The 15,945-nt window shown below is 72.6% G+C and carries 17 protein-coding genes and 1 pseudogene; 8 read left to right on the plus strand and 10 right to left on the minus strand.

What is annotated here, in order from left to right; all coding sequences use genetic code 11:
* Window positions 1-40: 40 nt before the first annotated feature.
* On the minus strand, window positions 41-1,051 hold the full coding sequence (gene adhP, locus AOK23_RS13810) for an alcohol dehydrogenase AdhP (RefSeq protein ID WP_055713006.1): 1,011 nt from the start codon (window positions 1,049-1,051) through the stop codon (window positions 41-43).
* Between the two features lie 234 nt (window positions 1,052-1,285).
* On the opposite strand from adhP, the gene AOK23_RS13815 reads away from it, so the two are divergent.
* The 3 genes from AOK23_RS13815 (at window position 1,286) to AOK23_RS13825 (ending at window position 3,959) form a co-directional block, all read left to right on the plus strand.
* Complete coding sequence (locus AOK23_RS13815) at window positions 1,286-1,978, plus strand: response regulator (protein ID WP_055713007.1); 693 nt, start codon at window positions 1,286-1,288, stop codon at window positions 1,976-1,978.
* Between the two features lie 126 nt (window positions 1,979-2,104).
* Window positions 2,105-3,151 carry a type I glyceraldehyde-3-phosphate dehydrogenase gene (gene gap / locus AOK23_RS13820; RefSeq protein ID WP_055713008.1) on the plus strand — a complete coding sequence of 349 codons (1,047 nt, stop codon included), beginning with the start codon at window positions 2,105-2,107 and terminating at the stop codon, window positions 3,149-3,151.
* A gap of 259 nt (window positions 3,152-3,410) precedes the next feature.
* Window positions 3,411-3,959: a YciI family protein gene (locus tag AOK23_RS13825; RefSeq protein WP_055713009.1), complete on the plus strand. Its 549-nt coding sequence runs from the start codon at window positions 3,411-3,413 to the stop codon at window positions 3,957-3,959.
* 55 nt (window positions 3,960-4,014) lie between these two features.
* Here the strand turns inward: AOK23_RS13825 and AOK23_RS13830 are convergent, their stop codons facing one another.
* Window positions 4,015-4,680: an SDR family NAD(P)-dependent oxidoreductase gene (locus tag AOK23_RS13830; RefSeq protein ID WP_055713010.1), complete on the minus strand. Its 666-nt coding sequence runs from the start codon at window positions 4,678-4,680 to the stop codon at window positions 4,015-4,017.
* A gap of 51 nt (window positions 4,681-4,731) precedes the next feature.
* Between AOK23_RS13830 and AOK23_RS47845 the strand changes: the two genes are divergently transcribed.
* Window positions 4,732-5,085 (plus strand): MmyB family transcriptional regulator, encoded by a 354-nt coding sequence (locus AOK23_RS47845; protein ID WP_240496380.1) that lies wholly within the window; start codon window positions 4,732-4,734, stop codon window positions 5,083-5,085.
* 81 nt (window positions 5,086-5,166) lie between these two features.
* Here the strand turns inward: AOK23_RS47845 and AOK23_RS13840 are convergent, their stop codons facing one another.
* A complete protein-coding gene (locus AOK23_RS13840; RefSeq protein WP_206336199.1) occupies window positions 5,167-5,865 on the minus strand; it encodes a helix-turn-helix transcriptional regulator in 699 nt (232 codons plus the stop codon).
* Between the two features lie 63 nt (window positions 5,866-5,928).
* Between AOK23_RS13840 and AOK23_RS13845 the strand changes: the two genes are divergently transcribed.
* A complete protein-coding gene (locus tag AOK23_RS13845) occupies window positions 5,929-6,384 on the plus strand; it encodes a hypothetical protein (protein WP_055713012.1) in 456 nt (151 codons plus the stop codon).
* A gap of 94 nt (window positions 6,385-6,478) precedes the next feature.
* Here AOK23_RS13845 and AOK23_RS13850 read toward each other — a convergent pair whose 3' ends face one another.
* Together AOK23_RS13850 and AOK23_RS13855 are read right to left on the minus strand one after the other, a co-directional pair.
* Entirely contained in the window at window positions 6,479-7,684 is a 1,206-nt protein-coding gene (locus tag AOK23_RS13850; protein WP_055713013.1) for an MFS transporter, read from the minus strand.
* A gap of 105 nt (window positions 7,685-7,789) precedes the next feature.
* The gene (locus tag AOK23_RS13855) at window positions 7,790-8,467 is read right to left on the minus strand and encodes a class I SAM-dependent methyltransferase (RefSeq protein ID WP_055713014.1); all 678 of its coding nucleotides are present in this window, start codon (window positions 8,465-8,467) and stop codon (window positions 7,790-7,792) included.
* Window positions 8,468-8,592: 125 nt separating this feature from the next.
* Between AOK23_RS13855 and pgm the strand changes: the two genes are divergently transcribed.
* A complete protein-coding gene (gene pgm / locus AOK23_RS13860; RefSeq protein ID WP_055713015.1) occupies window positions 8,593-10,233 on the plus strand; it encodes a phosphoglucomutase (alpha-D-glucose-1,6-bisphosphate-dependent) in 1,641 nt (546 codons plus the stop codon).
* 136 nt (window positions 10,234-10,369) lie between these two features.
* Here the strand turns inward: pgm and AOK23_RS49730 are convergent.
* From AOK23_RS49730 to AOK23_RS13870, 3 genes and pseudogenes are all read right to left on the minus strand, one after another.
* A pseudogene (locus AOK23_RS49730) lies at window positions 10,370-10,555 on the minus strand (zinc-binding dehydrogenase); the annotation flags it as partial.
* Window positions 10,527-10,889 (minus strand): MDR/zinc-dependent alcohol dehydrogenase-like family protein, encoded by a 363-nt coding sequence (locus AOK23_RS49735; protein ID WP_055713016.1) that lies wholly within the window; start codon window positions 10,887-10,889, stop codon window positions 10,527-10,529. The pseudogene AOK23_RS49730 and the gene AOK23_RS49735, both read right to left, overlap by 29 nt.
* Window positions 10,890-10,993: 104 nt before the next feature.
* Entirely contained in the window at window positions 10,994-11,842 is an 849-nt protein-coding gene (locus AOK23_RS13870) for a hypothetical protein (RefSeq protein WP_055713017.1), read from the minus strand.
* Window positions 11,843-12,145: 303 nt separating this feature from the next.
* Between AOK23_RS13870 and AOK23_RS13875 the strand changes: the two genes are divergently transcribed.
* Window positions 12,146-13,183 carry a Rieske (2Fe-2S) protein gene (locus AOK23_RS13875; RefSeq protein WP_055713018.1) on the plus strand — a complete coding sequence of 346 codons (1,038 nt, stop codon included), beginning with the start codon at window positions 12,146-12,148 and terminating at the stop codon, window positions 13,181-13,183.
* A 147-nt stretch (window positions 13,184-13,330) separates the two neighbouring features.
* Here AOK23_RS13875 and AOK23_RS13880 read toward each other — a convergent pair whose 3' ends face one another.
* Both AOK23_RS13880 and AOK23_RS13885 read right to left on the minus strand, forming a co-directional pair.
* On the minus strand, window positions 13,331-14,521 hold the full coding sequence (locus AOK23_RS13880; protein ID WP_420823706.1) for a PP2C family protein-serine/threonine phosphatase: 1,191 nt from the start codon (window positions 14,519-14,521) through the stop codon (window positions 13,331-13,333).
* A gap of 186 nt (window positions 14,522-14,707) precedes the next feature.
* Window positions 14,708-15,037, minus strand: coding sequence for a WhiB family transcriptional regulator (locus AOK23_RS13885; protein WP_420823707.1), 330 nt, complete (start codon window positions 15,035-15,037; stop codon window positions 14,708-14,710).
* Between the two features lie 333 nt (window positions 15,038-15,370).
* On the opposite strand from AOK23_RS13885, the gene AOK23_RS13890 reads away from it, so the two are divergent.
* Window positions 15,371-15,829, plus strand: coding sequence for an SRPBCC family protein (locus tag AOK23_RS13890; RefSeq protein WP_055713019.1), 459 nt, complete (start codon window positions 15,371-15,373; stop codon window positions 15,827-15,829).
* Window positions 15,830-15,945: the final 116 nt, after the last annotated feature.

Here is a 15,945-nt window from a genome sequence, read left to right on the forward strand (position 1 = left end):
TGTCCGACTTCCGGGGAGGTGTGCGGCGATGCGGCGGGAGTCACATCGCGAAGACGATGCGCGCCTTGACCTGACCGTCGAGTACCTCGGCGATCGAGTCGTTGACCGCTTCCAGCGGGCGGGTCTCGTAGATCACCTTCGTGCGTCCGGCGGCGTGGAGCCGGAACACCTCGTCCAGGTCCTGGCGGGTACCCACGATCGAACCGATCACGGACGTGCCGTTGAGGACGGTGTCGAAGATCGGCACCCGGATGGTGCCGCCGGCGGGCAGGGCGACCATGACGAGCTTGCCGCCGCGCCTGAGACCGCCGTACACCGAGGCGAAGGCGCCCTCGTCGACGGCCAGCGCGATCGCCGCGTGGGCGCCGCCGTGCCGCTTGAGCACCTCCGCCGGGTCCTCCTTGCGGGCGTCGATCAGGATGTCGGCGCCCAGCTCACGGGCGAGGTCGAGCTTGTCGTCGGTGACGTCGATCGCGGCGACGGTCGCTCCGGCGATCTTCGCGTACTGCACGGCGAGGTGGCCGAGACCGCCGATCCCGGAGACCGCCACCAGCTGGGTGGGACGTACCTCGGCGACCTTCAGGGCCTTGTACGTGGTGACTCCGGCGCAGGTCAGCGGGGCCGCGTCGCGCGGGTCGATGCCGTCGGGCACGGGGGCGGCGAAGTCCGCCGAGGCGAGCATCTTCTCCGCGTAGCCGCCGTCCACGCCGTAGCCGGTGTTCCGCTGCCGCTCGCACAGCGTCTCCCAGCCGGACAGGCAGTGCTCGCACCGCCCGCAGGCCCAGCCCAGCCAGGGCACGGCCACCCGCTGCCCGATCTCCAGGTGGGTCACCCCGTCGCCGAGCGCCTCGACGACACCGACGCCCTCGTGGCCGGGGACGAACGGGAGGGTGGGCCTGACCGGCCAGTCGCCGTGCGCGGCGTGGATGTCGGTGTGGCACAGCCCGGACGCCTCCACCCGGATACGGACCTGGCCGGGGCCGGGCTGCGGATCGGGCCGCTCCTCGATCACCAAGGGCCGGCCGAACGACGTGACCACTGCTGCCTTCATGGAATGCTCCCGGAACTCTGTCGACGCGATGCCGTTCCAGGCTCGGCCGCACCCGGATGCGGCGGCAGGTGCTGGACGTCCTCGCGGGTGGGGCCGACCGGCCCCCGTGGTCCCGGTAGGGCCTTCAGGCCCTGGCCCTTCGGCCCCGGATCACGGAGGATCAGCGGTAGACAGTGGCCGGTCGCCCCACGGGGGCCGGCGTGAGAGCGACGCAGAGCGAACGAGGAGCATTCGATGGCGGACGGCGACCGGCCCGGCCCCGACAACCCGATCCGGGTCTTCCTGCTGGACGACCACGAGGTGGTACGGCGCGGAGTGCACGACCTGCTGAACGACGAGCCGGACATCACCGTGGTCGGTGAGGCCGCCAACGTCGAGCAGGCCCTGGTCCGGGTCCCCGCCCTGCGCCCCCACGTGGCGGTGCTGGACGTGCGCCTGCCGGACGGCGACGGGGTGACCGTGTGCCGGGAACTGCGCTCGAGCATGCCGGAGCTGGCCTGTCTGATGCTGACCTCGTTCGACGACGAGGAGGCCCTGCTGGACTCGATCATGGCGGGCGCGTCCGGGTATGTGCTGAAGCAGATCCAGGGCTCCGACCTGGTGTCCGCCGTCCGCACGGTCGCCGCCGGCCAGTCGCTCCTCGACCCCAGCGCCACCGCCCGGCTGATGGCGCGGCTGCGGCAGGGTCAGGAGCCGGAGCCCGAGCCGGACGCCCTGCCGGGCCTGACCGAACGGGAGCGGGAGATCCTGGCGCTGATCGGTGAGGGGCTGACCAACCGCCAGATCGGTCAGCGGCTCTACCTCGCCGAGAAGACCGTCAAGAACCACATCTCCCGGCTGCTGGCCAAGCTCGGGGTGGAGCGGCGCGTCCAGGCCGCCGTCATCGCCACCCAGGCCGCCGACCGGCTCAAGCAGGACGGCAGCTGACGTCCGGGGCGAGCCGCGGGGCCGAACGTCCCCCGGCCCGCCCCCGTCCGGCCCAAGCCCGGTCGCGTCCCCGTCCCGCAGTCTGGCGGTCGACGGACGAGGACACTGATCGGGAGGGCGACTGACATGAGCGTGCGCGTCGGCATCAACGGCTTCGGCCGCATCGGACGGAACTACCTGCGTTGCGTGCTGGAGCGCGCGGAGAGCGGCACCGGCACGACGGTCGAGGTCGTCGCCGTCAACGACCTCACCTCACCGGCGGCGCTGGCTCATCTGCTGGCCTACGACTCGACGTACGGCCGCCTCGGCCGGCCCGTCGAGCACGACGACGACTCGATCACCGTCGCCGGGCACCGCATCGCCGTGACCGCCGAGCGCGACCCCGCCGACCTGGGCTGGGGCGACCTCGGCGTGGACGTGGTCATCGAGGCGACCGGCCGCTTCCGCACCCGCGAGCAGGCGGGCCGGCATCTGACGGCCGGGGCGCGCAAGGTACTGCTGTCCGTGCCGGGCAAGGACGTCGACGCCACAGTGGTGATGGGCGTCAACGAGGGGACCTACGACCCGCAGCGGCACGACGTCGTCTCCAACGCGTCCTGCACCACCAACTGCGTCGCCCCCATGGTGAAGGTCCTCGACGAGCACTTCGGGATCGTCAAGGGACTGATGACCACCATCCACGGCTACACCAACGACCAGGTCGTCCTCGACGGCCCGCACAAGGACCTCCGCCGTGGCCGCAGCGCCGCCGTCAACATCATCCCCACGTCGACGGGCGCGGCCCGCGCGGTCGGCCTGGTGCTGCCGGAGCTGTCCGGCACCCTCGACGGCATCGCCGTACGCGTCCCCGTCGAGGACGGCTCGCTCACCGACCTGAGCGTGGTCCTCGACCGGCCGGTGACCGCCGAGGAGGTCAACGCCGCCTTCCGGGAGGCCGCCGACGGCCCGCTGAAGGGCGTCCTGCGGGTGTCCGAGGCGCCGATCGTGTCCCGCGACATCGTGGGCGACCCCGCCTCGTGCGTCCTCGACGCCCCGCTGACCCAGGCGCACGGCGACCTGGTCAAGATCTTCGGCTGGTACGACAACGAAGGGGGCTACACCAACCGCCTCCTCGACCTCACCGAGTACGTCGCCGACCGCCTGCCCCCGCGACAGTCCGGCGAGCGGATCTAGCTCAGCGCCCGGCCCGCCCTGCGGGGTACGTACGCCGGCCACGCACGCGGACTCGGCGACACCGGAATCCCGGCCTACCCTCGATGACCCGATCAAAGATCGGCGGTGGGCCCGACGCATCCGGGGAAGCACGTAGGGGGAGTACGTACTACCGATCGGTCGTCAGGACCACGCTCGGCGTGGGTCAGGACAGGGCCCTGCGCCCGTGATCACGAAAGTCGGTTGAGGCGGCGCCTGATGTCGGCGAGGGTCTGTGTCCATGGAGTTCCTCTGCTACCACCGCGACCGGCCCGGCTCCCTCCCCCTGCGTGAGGAGCTGGTGGAAGCGCACTGGTCCTACATGGATCAGTACGCGGAACAGCTGATCGCCCGCGGCCCGACCTTCGCCGAGGACGGCGAGACTCCCACCGGCAGTGTCCACATCGTCGACCTGCCGGATCCCGCCGCCGCCCGCGCGTTCGCCTTCGACGAACCCAACTACCAGGCGGGCGCCTACCGCGACGTCCTGCTGCGCCGGTGGCGCAATCTGCTGGGGCGCACCATGTGGGAGTTCCCCGGTGGCCGGGCCGGCGGCAACCGGTACCTGGTGCTCGGCCTCGGCTCGGGCGGGCCCGCCGACCTCACCGTGCCGCCCGGCCACGACGGGCTGGTCGCGTACGGGCCGCTGCTGTCCGACGACGGCGAGACCTGGCTGGGCACGGCCGTGCTGGTCAGGGCCACCGACCCGGACGAGGCGCGTGCCGTCCTGACCGCGGACCGGTATGCCGACATCGAGGTCCACGACTGGGAGTTCGGCGGACGCCGCTGAACCGGGGGCCCGCCACCCCGCCAACGCCCGTCGGGTCGGCGCCCGTCGGGGCGGATCAGTCGGGCAGGGCCTCGGCGTAGTGGCGGAAGCCGTCCCGCTCGGTGTGCATGGCGTAGAGGCGTCCGGCCAGGGTGTCGGGGTTGCTGTGTTCGGAGTCGGGGTGGATGGCGCCGGGGACGATCAGCTGGGCGGCGTGGATGTTCTCCGGGGCGAGCGTGTCGTGGAGCATACGCGCGTAGGCGCTCTCTGCGGCGAAGGCGACGGAGGTGCCGGCGCGTTCCGGGTGGGGGCGTACGGCACTGCCCCCGTTGACGAACAGGAGTGTGCCGCGGCCGAGTTCGCGCATGCCGGGCAGGACGGCGTTCACCGCGGTGACGGGGCCCTTGACAGAGAACGTGAGGGGCGCGTCGAGGTCGTCGGCGGTGGTGTCGAGGACCGGCTTCATGAAGTCGGCGCGCACAGCAGGGCTGTACTGGAGGATCTCGACGGGGCCGAGGGCGTCGGCGGCGGTCCGCAGGGCCGTGGCCAGCGACGCGGGGTCCAGGGCGTCGGCGGTGAAGCCGCGGGCCTGGACACCGTCGCGCGCGAGTTCGGCGGTCAGGGCGTCGAGGCGCTCGACGCCGCGGGCGATGAGGGCGACGGTGTGACCGGCGGTGCCGAAGCGGCGGGCGGCGGCCAGTCCGAGGCCGGCACCGGCGCCGATGAGGGCGAAGGTCGTCATGGTGGGTCCCTGAGAGGTGGGGGAACGGGGGCGTGGTCCGCGGCACCGAGTGTGACCGATGCGCTCGGCCGCTTCCTCGCCGGGCTGTCGTACCGTGCCCTGCCGTCGGCCGTGCCCGCTGCGCCGGGCCATGTGGCCGCGCACGACGTCCGTAGCCGCCACGAGGGCGTCAAGCGGCTGCGGCACCCCGAGGTGGGCGGCCTGGACCTGGCGTACCGCGCCCTGGACCTCCCCCTGTCGCCGCGCGTCGTCCACGACCTGACCCTCTACACCGCCGAGCCGGGCACCGCCTCCGAGGACCGTCTGAGGCTGCTCGCCGGCTGGGCGGCGACCCAGCCGGCGGCCACGGAGCCTACGGCGACCCGGCCGGCGCCCACGGAGCCGACCCGGCACCGGAACCGCTGAGCCGACCGGAAAGGGCCCCTACGCGGGGTGGAAGCGCTGACGGCGGCCTCCCCGGTGTGCTTCCCCTCCGGTGCGCGACGGTCAGGCGACGGGCAGCAGGCGGACGCAGCAGTGGCCGGGGGAGGGCATGAGGCGGGCCTCCCAGCCGTCCTCGCCGAGCGTGCTCAGCACGCCCCGCAGCAGATGCAGGTTCATTCCGCACACCGTCTCGGTGTGCTCGCGGGCCAGCACATGGAACGGGCAGTTGCCGAGCACGATCGCCTCCCCGTCGAGGCACGGCTCGAAGCCGTGGCGTTCCAGCAGGTCCATCACCCCGGCGGTCTCCCGCTCGCCCAACTGCTCGCCCAGCTCCGTCGCCTTGCGGTGCAGCACCTCACGGACCGCTTCGCCTGTCGCGTCGGACTCCTCCACCGCCTGCGCCAGCAGCCGCCCGGCCAGCTCGTAGCGTCGCTCGGGCAGGGTGACGCTGATCTGCCTCCCGGAGCGCCGGTACAGCTTCGCGGGCCGGCCGGCGCCCGGGCCGCTGCGTCCGCTGCGCCGCTCGTACACCACCTCCAGCAGCCCCTCGGCTGCCAGCCGGTCGAGATGGAAGGCCGCCGTCTGCCGCGCCAGACCCAGGGCCCGGGCGGCGTCGTCCCGGCCGACCGGGCCGGACTGCCGCGTCACGTGGTCGTACAGCCGTCGGCGCGTCGGCTCGTCCAGGGCCGCGACGGCGGAGACATCACCGCCGGGTGCTTCGTTCGAGTGGTCCACGCACACCAGTGTAAAACCAACAGTCATTGACTTAAGAGATGCACAAGGCTTCTATTGATAGTGAACCTTGTCGATAGAAGGAGGGGCGTCATGCCGTCCACCCTCAGCACCACACCGGTCACGCCTCGGCGCGCCCTGGCCGCCGACCCCGCCTACCAGGCGTTCTGGATCCTGCGGACGGGATTCGCCGTGGCGCCGATCCTGTTCGGCCTGGACAAGTTCGCCAACCTGCTCGTGGACTGGCCGACCTACCTCGCCCCGTGGATCGACGACCTGGTCCCGGGCAGCGCCCAGGCCGCCATGTACGCCGTCGGCGTCGTCGAGATCGTCGCCGGCCTCACCGTCGCCCTCGCCCCGCGGTTCGGCGGCTGGCTCGTGGCCGGCTGGCTCGCTGGCATCATCGTCAACCTGCTGACCATTCCCGGCTACTACGACGTCGCTCTGCGGGACTTCGGTCTCCTGCTCGGCGCCGTCGCCCTCGCCCGGCTCGCCGAGCGCTACCGCCCCGCGCGGGCACAGGACCGCACAGCGCGGACACCGGACTGACCCGCGCGAACACCGGTCCGACCCGCGCGGGCACCGGTCCGACCCGCGCGGGCACCGGATCGAGACGGCGCCCCGCCGCGGTCGGGCCGGACGCTCAGCGCACCCCGCCGGCCTCCGGCGCGGGCACCGGGCGGCGCAGGAGATAGAGGCCCGCCGCCGACACCAGCAGCGCCATGCAGGCGATGAACACCAGGCCGGCGCTCTCCAGGCCGATCGGCTCCGTCAGCAGCCCCATCCCGATGACAGGAAGGGAGATGCCTGTGTAGGCCACCACGAAGAGCGCGGAGATCGCGGCCGCGCGACGGTCCGCCTCGGCGGCGCGGGCCACGGCCGACAGCGCCCCGCGAAACGCCAGCCCCTGCCCGGCGCCGCCGACGAGCGCGCTCAGCACGACCAGCGGCAGCGAATCCCACCGCAGTGCACCCGCCAGCAGCGCCAGACCGGTCAGGAGCGCGGCACACCCCAGCGGCAGCGACCGGCCGACCCCGACCGGGCCGACGGCCAACTGCCCGCCGGTGGACGCGAAGAAGGCCAGCGCGACGACCAGACCGCTCACCGCGTGGTCGCGCACGCCCAGGGACTGCGCGAGGAAGGCCGGGCTGACCGATGTGAACACCCCGAACAGCGCGAACCCCACGAAGGACGCGGTCGCCGCCGGCGCGAACACCGCCCGGACACCCGGGGTCAGGCCCGGCCGCTCGGGCCGTACGGTGCTCAGCGGACGACGCTCCCGCACGGTTTCCGGAAGCCGCAGTAGAACGACGGCCGAGCAGGCCACCAGGGCGAGGTGAACGGCGAACGGCAGATACAGCGGCCAGTCGGCGTACTCGGCCAGCACCCCCGCCAGCAGCGGACCGCAGCCGAGGCCGCCCATGTTCGCGGCGGTCGCCACGAACGTCGCACGCGAGGAACCGCCGGGCGGCGCCAGTTCCATGACGTACGCCGTGGCGGCCCCGGTGAAGAGGCCCGCCGACAGGCCCGACAGCAGCCGTCCCGCGTAGAGCCAGCCCATCGCGGTGGCGCACAGGAAGCAGACGGCGCTCGCTGCCGCGAACCCCAGCCCCCACAGCAGCACCGGGCGGCGGCCCACGGAGTCCGAGACATCGCCCGCCAGGAGCAGCACCCCGATGACCCCGACGGCGTAGACGGCGTAGACGACGGTGACCGTCAGCTCGGAGAAGCCGAACTTCTCCTGGTAGAGGCCGTAGAGAGGGGTCGGCAGCGTCGTGCCGACCATGCACACGGCGAACACCGCCCCGCCGAGCAGGCACCGCCGCCAGCCACCAAGATCACTGCCCATACCGCCGACGGTAACCGCACCCGCGGGCGCACGCGCCCCGGCGCGGCCCGCCCCCGCGAGCCGTTCGGCGGACCGGGGTGGCCGCCCGCACCCCGCGTCCTCGGTTCAGCGGTCGGTCCCGTCGCGCCGGCAGTGCAGGAAGAGGTGCGGCTCGGGGCCGGAGCCCGGGTGGTCCGGGGTGAAGAGGGTGGTGTGCCGGGACAGCACCGTCAGGCCCGCCGCCTCCACCGTGGCGACGACGTCGTCCTCGGCGAAGCTGGTCGCGCGGACCGGTTGGCCCATGAAGACCACCTCGACGTCCTCGACGTCCGCCGGCACGGTGGCCAGCACCAGATGCCCGCCGGGCCGCAGGGCCAGGGCCAGCCGCCGCAGCACGGCCGACTGTTCGGCGCGGGTCATCTGCAGCAGCGAGAAGAACACGCACACGCCGTCGAACGAGTCCGCCTCCAGCGGGAGTTCACGGACGTCCGTGCGACGGAACTCGGCCTCGGGGACCTGGCGTCGGGCGAGTTCCACCATGACGGGGGAGACGTCGACCCCCAGCACCGAGTGCCCCGCCTTCACCAGCGCCGCCGCGGTGGGCCGCCCGGTGCCGCTGCCCACGTCCAGCGTCCGCGCGCCGGGAGGCAGCCGCTCGATCAGCCACTCCAACGCCGCCAGATGCGCCGGGGCATGGGCGAAGGCCCTCTCGTAGTCGGCGCCCAGGGCGTCGAACAGTACGGCGGCGGGCGGCCGTTGGCGCTCCTGCGTCACGTCGGTGTCCCTTCGATGGCCGACCCGCATCGTCGCACTCGCGGGACGTGGGCCACAACGTTCGCCACAACGTCCGCCCGGTGCGCGTCCCGACGGGCCCGGCAGGGGAGAATGAGGGCCGTACCCAACGGTCGACCCTTGCGGAGGAGCGGGAAATGCAGGACGCGCGAGCGGGGCAGGTCGCCGGACCCGACGACCTCGTCGATGTGGCCCGCCTGGTCACGGCGTACTACGCGCTGCACCCCGACCCGGCCGAGCCCGGGCAGCGGGTGGCGTTCGGCACCTCGGGACACCGCGGCTCGTCCCTCGCGGCGGCGTTCAACGAGGACCACATCGCCGCCACCAGCCAGGCCATCTGCGAGTACCGCGCCGCCCAGGGCACCGACGGCCCCCTCTTCCTCGGGGCCGACACGCACGCCCTGTCCGAGCCGGCGCGGATCACGGCGCTGGAGGTGTTCGCCGCCAACGACGTGACCGTCCTCATCGACCAGGCCGACGGCTACACGCCCACCCCGGCGGTCTCGCACGCCATCCTCACCCACAACCGCGGTCGCACCTCGGCCCTCGCCGACGGCGTGGTGGTCACCCCCTCGCACAACCCGCCCGCCGACGGAGGCTTCAAGTACAACCCGCCGAGCGGCGGCCCCGCCGGTTCCGAGGCGACCTCCTGGATCCAGGACCGCGCCAACGAGATCATCACCGGCGGCCTGAAGGACGTACGGCGCATCCCGTACACCCGTGCCCTCGCCGCCCCCGGCACCGGCCGCCACGACTTCCTCGGCACCTACGTCGCCGATCTGCCCGCCGTGCTGGATTTGGACGCGATCCGCTCCGCGGGTGTGCGCATCGGCGCCGATCCGCTGGGCGGCGCCTCCGTCGCCTACTGGGGCCGGATCGCCGAACAGCACCGGCTCGACCTGACGGTGGTGAACCCGCTCACCGACCCCACCTGGCGCTTCATGACGCTGGACTGGGACGGCAAGATCCGCATGGACTGCTCCTCGCCGTACGCCATGGCCTCGCTCATCGAGCGGCGCGACCGGTTCGACATCGCCACGGGGAACGACGCCGACGCCGACCGGCACGGCATCGTCACCCCGGACGGCGGCCTGATGAACCCCAACCACTATCTGGCCGTGGCGATCTCCTACCTGTTCTCCCACCGGGAGCAGTGGCCGGCCGGTGCCGGGATCGGTAAGACCCTCGTGTCGTCCAGCATGATCGACCGGGTCGCGGCGGACGTCGGCCGTGAACTGGTCGAAGTCCCCGTCGGCTTCAAGTGGTTCGTGGACGGCCTGTCCGACGGCACGCTCGGCTTCGGCGGCGAGGAGTCGGCGGGCGCGTCGTTCCTGCGCCGCGACGGCTCGGTGTGGACCACCGACAAGGACGGCATCATCCTGGCGCTGCTCGCCTCCGAGATCACGGCGGTCACGGGAAGGACCCCGTCGCAGCACTACGCGGGGCTCACCGACCGGTTCGGCGCCCCCGCCTACGCGCGCGTCGACGCCCCGGCCACCCGCGAGGAGAAGGCCCTGCTCGCCAAGCTCTCCCCGCGCCAGGTCACCGCCGACACCCTCGCCGGCGAACCGGTCACCACGGTCCTCACCGAGGCCCCCGGCAACGGCGCCGCCCTCGGCGGCATCAAGGTCGCCACCGCCAACGCCTGGTTCGCGGCCCGCCCCTCCGGCACGGAGGACGTCTACAAGATCTACGCCGAGTCCTTCCACGGCCCCGACCACCTGACCCAGATCCAGGAGGAAGCCAAGTCGGTGGTGCTGGCGGCGCTGAACGCGTAAGGGCTTCGCCGGTCGCAGGACTCTGCCAGTCCTGCGGGTGAAACGCCGACGTGCGTGGCTCACCGCGTGACACCCGCAGCACCGCCTTTCCTGCGACCCGGCGCCCGCGCAGGGCCTCGGCGGCTTCGGCGAACCGGTCCCAGGGCCCCTGCCAACCGATCTCGACGGTGACGGCTCCCTCAGCGGCGAGATCGGTGAGGGCGGCCAGGTCCGGGCCGGTGTCGCCCTCGATGACGAAGGACGTCAGCGACTTGGACGGGCCGACGGTCGCATACGGAGGAAAGACCGCAGGCTCACCGGAAGTCCAGCCGACGCTCTGCATGCTGCCCCCAGGAGCGAGCAGGTTCCCTGCCGCGACCAGTTGGGGGGCCGCCGACACTGTCGATGACCACGTCGACCAGTCGGTCGAGTCCCTCCAAGCCGATCAGCACCTCGTCGGCGCCGACCTCGACCAGCCCCTCTCCGCGGGCCGGTGAACCCACGGACGCGATCACGTGGGCGCCGGCCCGCGCCGCCAACTGGACGGCGAACCGGCCCACCCCACCGGAGGCCCCGGTGATCAACACCCTTCTGCCCGGCCCGAGCCCGGCGGCGCGCAGCGAACGGAGTGCCGCGACTCCGGCCACCGGCAGAGCGACCGCCTTCGCCAGGTCCAAGCTCCGGGGCTCGACAGCGGGGCTCGACAGCGGGAGAGGGCGGACGGCCCAGCGGGTGTTCGCCGTCCGGCATGGGCCGACGGCTACCCGATGAGCCTGGATGGCTAGGGCCGTTCGAAGAGTTGGAGGAGGCCGCCGGCGAGGAAGCAGAGGGCGCCGGTGAGGGTGCCCCAGTTGGCGATGTCGGCGTTGACCAGGTCGCCGGTGGTCGGGCGGCTGTAGGTGGCGATCGCCGCGACCATGAAGAGGACGGAGCCGAGTTGGTTCACGGCGACGATCCACCAGCCGAGGTCGCGCGGCAGCAGGCGCGGTCGACCGTGGCAGATCTCGACGAGGGCGAGGTGCCCGGAGATCAGGAACAGCACACAGCCGATCACGTCGGGCGCCCAGATCAGACGGTTGATCTGTTGCACGGTCAGCCCCTGCAGGAAGGAGTCGAGCAGGTTGACGGCGAACACCAGGGTGCCGGCGAACAGCACGAACGTACTCAGCCAGTCGGCCCGCGCCGGCTCGTAGCTCCACCATCGCCAGCGCTGGGTGACCAGAGCGCCTGCGCCCCCTGGTACATGGCGAGGCGCGTTGATCACCTGGAGCAGGGACACATAGCCGCCGGTGGTGAAGCACAGGCCGCCGACGAAGTAGATCGACGCGCAGGTGGTGGCGTCGCCGGAGCCTAACTGGGCGACGGCGGCGCCCACGGCGAAGAGCGCTCCGCCGAGGACGAACGCGGTGGCGGCGATCGCGTTGAGCCTGCGCAGCCGGGCGACGGCGGTGTCGTCGGCCCTGGCCTGATGGGCGGCGGTCGCTCCGGGCGGATGGACGGTGATGAGTCCGCGGCGCCGGGCGAGCCGCGACTCCCAGATGGCGGTACCGCCGCCGGGCGGCTGCCAGGTGAGCCGCGTGACGAACGGTCCGGCGCCCTCGGCGCGCTGCGGAAGGCTGAACGTCCTCACGGGGTCTGGGCCGGGCTCTGGCAGGCAGGGCAGAGTTCGAATTGTCCCTGGTTGACGACGCTTCCCCAGCCGCGACAGTTGTCGCAGTCACGGGCGCGGGCGATGTTCACGTGGCGGGTTGTGACAGGAGCGTTCGGGTGGGCTCCGTGGATCATGCGGCCGTACTCCCTCGGGTAGAGGTCTCGCAGGCATAACTATTACATATTTCACAAAGCTATCCAATCGGGTGAATGGTGCATGTTGGGATCGGGTGTGCGATCGGCCCGGCTGTTTGCCGTCGCTAGCGGCGGGGACCCGCAGGTCATGAGCGCAACATCACGTCGTCGGACGGCGCAGAACCGGGTCCTGTGGCTGCTGGACCGGCTGGAGCGGGAGCCACGGGGCGACGCGGTGATCGGCGTGCTCCGCGAGCGGGTGCGGTCCCTGCCGCTGGGGCGCGGCCGGGACGTGCTGCACGGCCGCTGGCTGGGGCACCCGGTCCATCCCCTGTTGGTCCAGGTGCCGATCGGCAGCTGGCTCTCCGCCGCCGTCCTGGATCTGCGGCCAGGCCGCTCCCGTGAGGCCGGCCTCCTCGTCGGCGTCGGACTGGCGGCCGCCGCTCCGGCCGCCCTGGCCGGCGCCGTCGACTGGGCGGAACTCCACCGCCAGCAGCAGCGCGTCGGACTCGTGCACGCCGCAGCCAATGTGGCGGCGGTCGGCCTCTACGCCGCCTCGCTCGTCTCACGCGCCCGGGGCCGTACGCTCGCCGGCCGTGCCTACGGCTTCCTGGGGCTGACGGCGGTCGGCGCCGGCGGCATGCTCGGCGGCCACCTCGCCTACCGCCAGGCGTCCGGCGCCAACCACGCCGAAGAGGTCCCGCACGTCGTGTCGCAGGGCTGGCGCAGGATCGGCACCGTCGACGAGTTCCCCGTCGGCCGGGCCGTACGGCGTGCCGTGGACGACGTGCCGGTCCTGGTCGTACGCGAGACCGGCGGGACGCTCCACGCGCTGGCCGAGCGGTGCAGCCACCTCGCGGGACCGCTGTCCGAGGGCATCGTCGCGGACGGATGCGTCCAGTGCCCCTGGCACGGCAGTGTCTTCCGCCTCTCGGACGGCTGGAACGTACGCGGCCCCGCCACCGCGCCCCAGCCCGCCTTCGACACCCGGATCACCGACGGCCACGTGGAGATACGCCTGCGTCAGCAGGACGGCGCGGAGCCGACGGCGAACGGCCGGGCGGAGGATGGGCAGGCGGCGGACGGACGGTCGGCGGACGGACAGGCGGCCGACCGGCAGCGGCACAGCGGAGCCGGGGTAGCGGGCCGGAGCCACCGGAACGGGACCCGTCGGCACGGCGACTGACGGCCACCTCCCGCACACCGCCACCTCGCGCACACCGCCACCTCCCGCACACCGCCAACTCCAGCAGACGCCCACCTCCGCACCTGCGGCACGCCCGCTGGTCACGGGCAACGGACCGGCAACGGGTGACGGGCCCCGGATCGAGTGTCACTGCGGCGTATTGCCGTGCCACTCGCAGCACAGGACTGTGGCATCGTCGGCCAGGAATCCGTCGTGGTAGTCGAGGACCGCGTGGACCAGCCGGCGCAGTGTCTCGGGCAGCGGGACGCCGTCGGCGTGGTGGCGGACGACGAAGTCGACGAAGCGGTCGCGGCCGAACTCGTGTCCGCTGGTGTCGCGCGCCTCGGTGACGCCGTCGGTATGGAACAGCAGCCGGTCGCCCGGTTCCAGCTGCTCCCGGCAGACCGTGGCGGACAGGCCCAGGTCGGTGCCGAGGGGGTGGGTGGGCGGACAGGCCAGGATGGTGACCCAGCGGCCGCCGCGGATGAGCACGGGCGGGGGGTGCCCGTAGTTGACCCAGCTCAGGTACCCGGTCGTGAGGTCGAGGTCGGCGAGGATGCCGGTGGCGTAGCGGCTGCGCCGGAACTGTTCGAGGAGCGCCGCCTCGACCGCGCTGCCCGCCTCGGACAGTCCGGCTCCCCGGCGGCGGTGGCTGCGGCAGGTGGCGATGGCCAGGTTCGCGGTGAGCCCTGCGGCCGTGTCGTGGCCCATGGCGTCGAAGATGGCCAGATGGGCGACGTCCGCGGCCAGGGCGTAGTCGAAGGCGTCCCCGGCGGTCTCGTACGCCGGTTCCATCGCGGCCGCGATCGTCACCCTGCCGTCGGAGAACGTCTGCGGCGGCATCAGGGTCCACTGCATCTCCGCGGAGGGGCTCATCCGCCGGGTGCGGGTGAGGCGGGCGTAGGAGTCGCTGTAGCCGCGCTTGGACACCAGCATCAGCCCCAGCAGGGACGCGAGGTCCTGCATCGCCTCCCGGTCCGGGTCGGCGGCGGTGACGTCGACGCGCAGCACCCCGAGGCGTTCGGTGCCGTCCACCACGGGGATCCAGTGCCGCCCGCGTCCGTCGGTCACCGCGCCGCCCAGGCCCTTCTGGAAGGCCCGGCCCGCCAGAGTGGCGTCGACGCGGAGTTCCTCGCCGCCGTCTCCGGCGTCGATGCCGCGGCCGGTCACCTCCCGCAGCACGTCCTGCTGCAGATCGGCCAGAAAGATACTGGTCCGGCCGAGTCCGGCACGCTCCGCGTGCGTCGCGACGAGGGCGGACATCTCCTCGAACGTCGTCAGATGGCTGGCCCGGGTGAGCGCCACGAGCATGCGCGCCGGGTCTTCGTACACCGTCACACCAAGCCCCGTCGAAAGGGGACTGCCCGGTTCCGCCCGTCGACCTCGTTCGTTCACAGTGGTCGGGAACGGCTGACGGCTGACGAAGACGAGAAGCCCGCATGGCTGTTACGGCCAGCCTACGGCAGCGGTCGGACGGGGGTGTCCCACGGGCGACGAGGGCCGCGGCCGACCCGTTTCACCGATTCACGCCGAGCCGGTGACGCCGAGCGCCGATTCTCCCTGGGCCCTACCCCGGAGCAGCCCGCGCCGTTCCTCCTCGCACGTACCGCCCCAAACCCCCTGCGCGCCGGTCGCCTGGAGCGCCCACGTCAGACAGGGGTGGATCACCGGGCAGCGCCGGCAGATCGCCTTCGCCCTGGCCTGCTGATCCCGCAGGGCGGCCCCGGTGACGGCCACGGGAAAGAAGAGTTCGGGGTCCTCGTGGGCACATGCCGCGTCCCGCCACCAGTCCATGGCTGCCGCCTTCCCGTCCGCGTCGGCGACCAGCGGATCGGTCCCGCCACCGGCGGCCACCGCCGCCGATGCCGCCCCGGCGTCCGCTGGACCCCTGCCAGCGGAGTGCGCTGTCCCACCGGGGGAGCCCGACCTCGTCACGAAGCAGACACATCGCGCGGCCCCATTTTCACGCCAAACCCGGCGTTCGCAACCGTGACGACGTGACCTTTTGTCGACCGCCCCCGGTGACGGGGGACCCCGGTCGGCGCGGTCGCGACCGTCCCGGAGGAGATCCGATCGCGGCATCGGTCGTAGGCGAGTGATCCACGGGTACCCGGTCGCCGTGCAGAGGCCCCGGTCCGGCCCCGTGACGGTCCGGTCGGGGTGAGAACCGCATCGAGGAGGTCTCAGATGAGCAGGGTCAAGGAAGCGGTGGAAGTCGAGGTCCCCGTCCACACCGCTTACAACCAGTGGACCCAGTTCGAGGAGTTCCCGCAGTTCATGGAAGGGGTCGAGGAGGTCCGGCAGATCGACGACCGCCACAACCACTGGACGACCAAGGTCGGCGGGGTGAAGCGCGAGTTCGACACCGAGATCGTCGACCAGCTTCCGGACGAGCGGATCACATGGCGCACGACCACGGGTGACACCAAGCAGAAGGGCACGGTCCACTTCGAGCGCCTGGACGACACGCACACCCGGGTGGAGCTCGTCATGGACATCGAGCCCAGCGGCATCGAGAAGGCGGGCGACATGCTGGGCATGATCGACCGGCGTGTGAAGGGCGACATGCGGCGCTTCAAGGAGTACATGGAGAAGCGCGGCGGCGAGTCCGGAGCCTGGCGTGGCCGCATCAGGCCCGGCGAGTGACCCCGCCCCACCCCTGAGACGCGTCCTCGTCGGCGCCGGCCGCCTGCTCGGTGGCCGGCGCCGACGCATGTGCGGGCCCGGCCGCCCTGGGCGGGGCGAAGCCGCCGGCCCTACCG

The organism is Streptomyces torulosus (assembly GCF_001419765.1).
GTDB lineage: Bacteria > Actinomycetota > Actinomycetes > Streptomycetales > Streptomycetaceae > Streptomyces > Streptomyces torulosus.

Coding starts and splice junctions, on each gene's coding strand:
- adhP (WP_055713006.1), bottom strand. CDS start 1,051: ATGAAGGCAGCAGTGGTCACGTCGTTCGGCCGGCCCTTGGTGATCGAG.
- AOK23_RS13815 (WP_055713007.1), top strand. CDS start 1,286: ATGGCGGACGGCGACCGGCCCGGCCCCGACAACCCGATCCGGGTCTTC.
- gap (WP_055713008.1), top strand. CDS start 2,105: ATGAGCGTGCGCGTCGGCATCAACGGCTTCGGCCGCATCGGACGGAAC.
- AOK23_RS13825 (WP_055713009.1), top strand. CDS start 3,411: ATGGAGTTCCTCTGCTACCACCGCGACCGGCCCGGCTCCCTCCCCCTG.
- AOK23_RS13830 (WP_055713010.1), bottom strand. CDS start 4,680: ATGACGACCTTCGCCCTCATCGGCGCCGGTGCCGGCCTCGGACTGGCC.
- AOK23_RS13840 (WP_206336199.1), bottom strand. CDS start 5,865: ATGACTGTTGGTTTTACACTGGTGTGCGTGGACCACTCGAACGAAGCA.
- AOK23_RS13845 (WP_055713012.1), top strand. CDS start 5,929: ATGCCGTCCACCCTCAGCACCACACCGGTCACGCCTCGGCGCGCCCTG.
- AOK23_RS13850 (WP_055713013.1), bottom strand. CDS start 7,684: ATGGGCAGTGATCTTGGTGGCTGGCGGCGGTGCCTGCTCGGCGGGGCG.
- AOK23_RS13855 (WP_055713014.1), bottom strand. CDS start 8,467: ATGCGGGTCGGCCATCGAAGGGACACCGACGTGACGCAGGAGCGCCAA.
- pgm (WP_055713015.1), top strand. CDS start 8,593: ATGCAGGACGCGCGAGCGGGGCAGGTCGCCGGACCCGACGACCTCGTC.
- AOK23_RS13875 (WP_055713018.1), top strand. CDS start 12,146: ATGAGCGCAACATCACGTCGTCGGACGGCGCAGAACCGGGTCCTGTGG.
- AOK23_RS13890 (WP_055713019.1), top strand. CDS start 15,371: ATGAGCAGGGTCAAGGAAGCGGTGGAAGTCGAGGTCCCCGTCCACACC.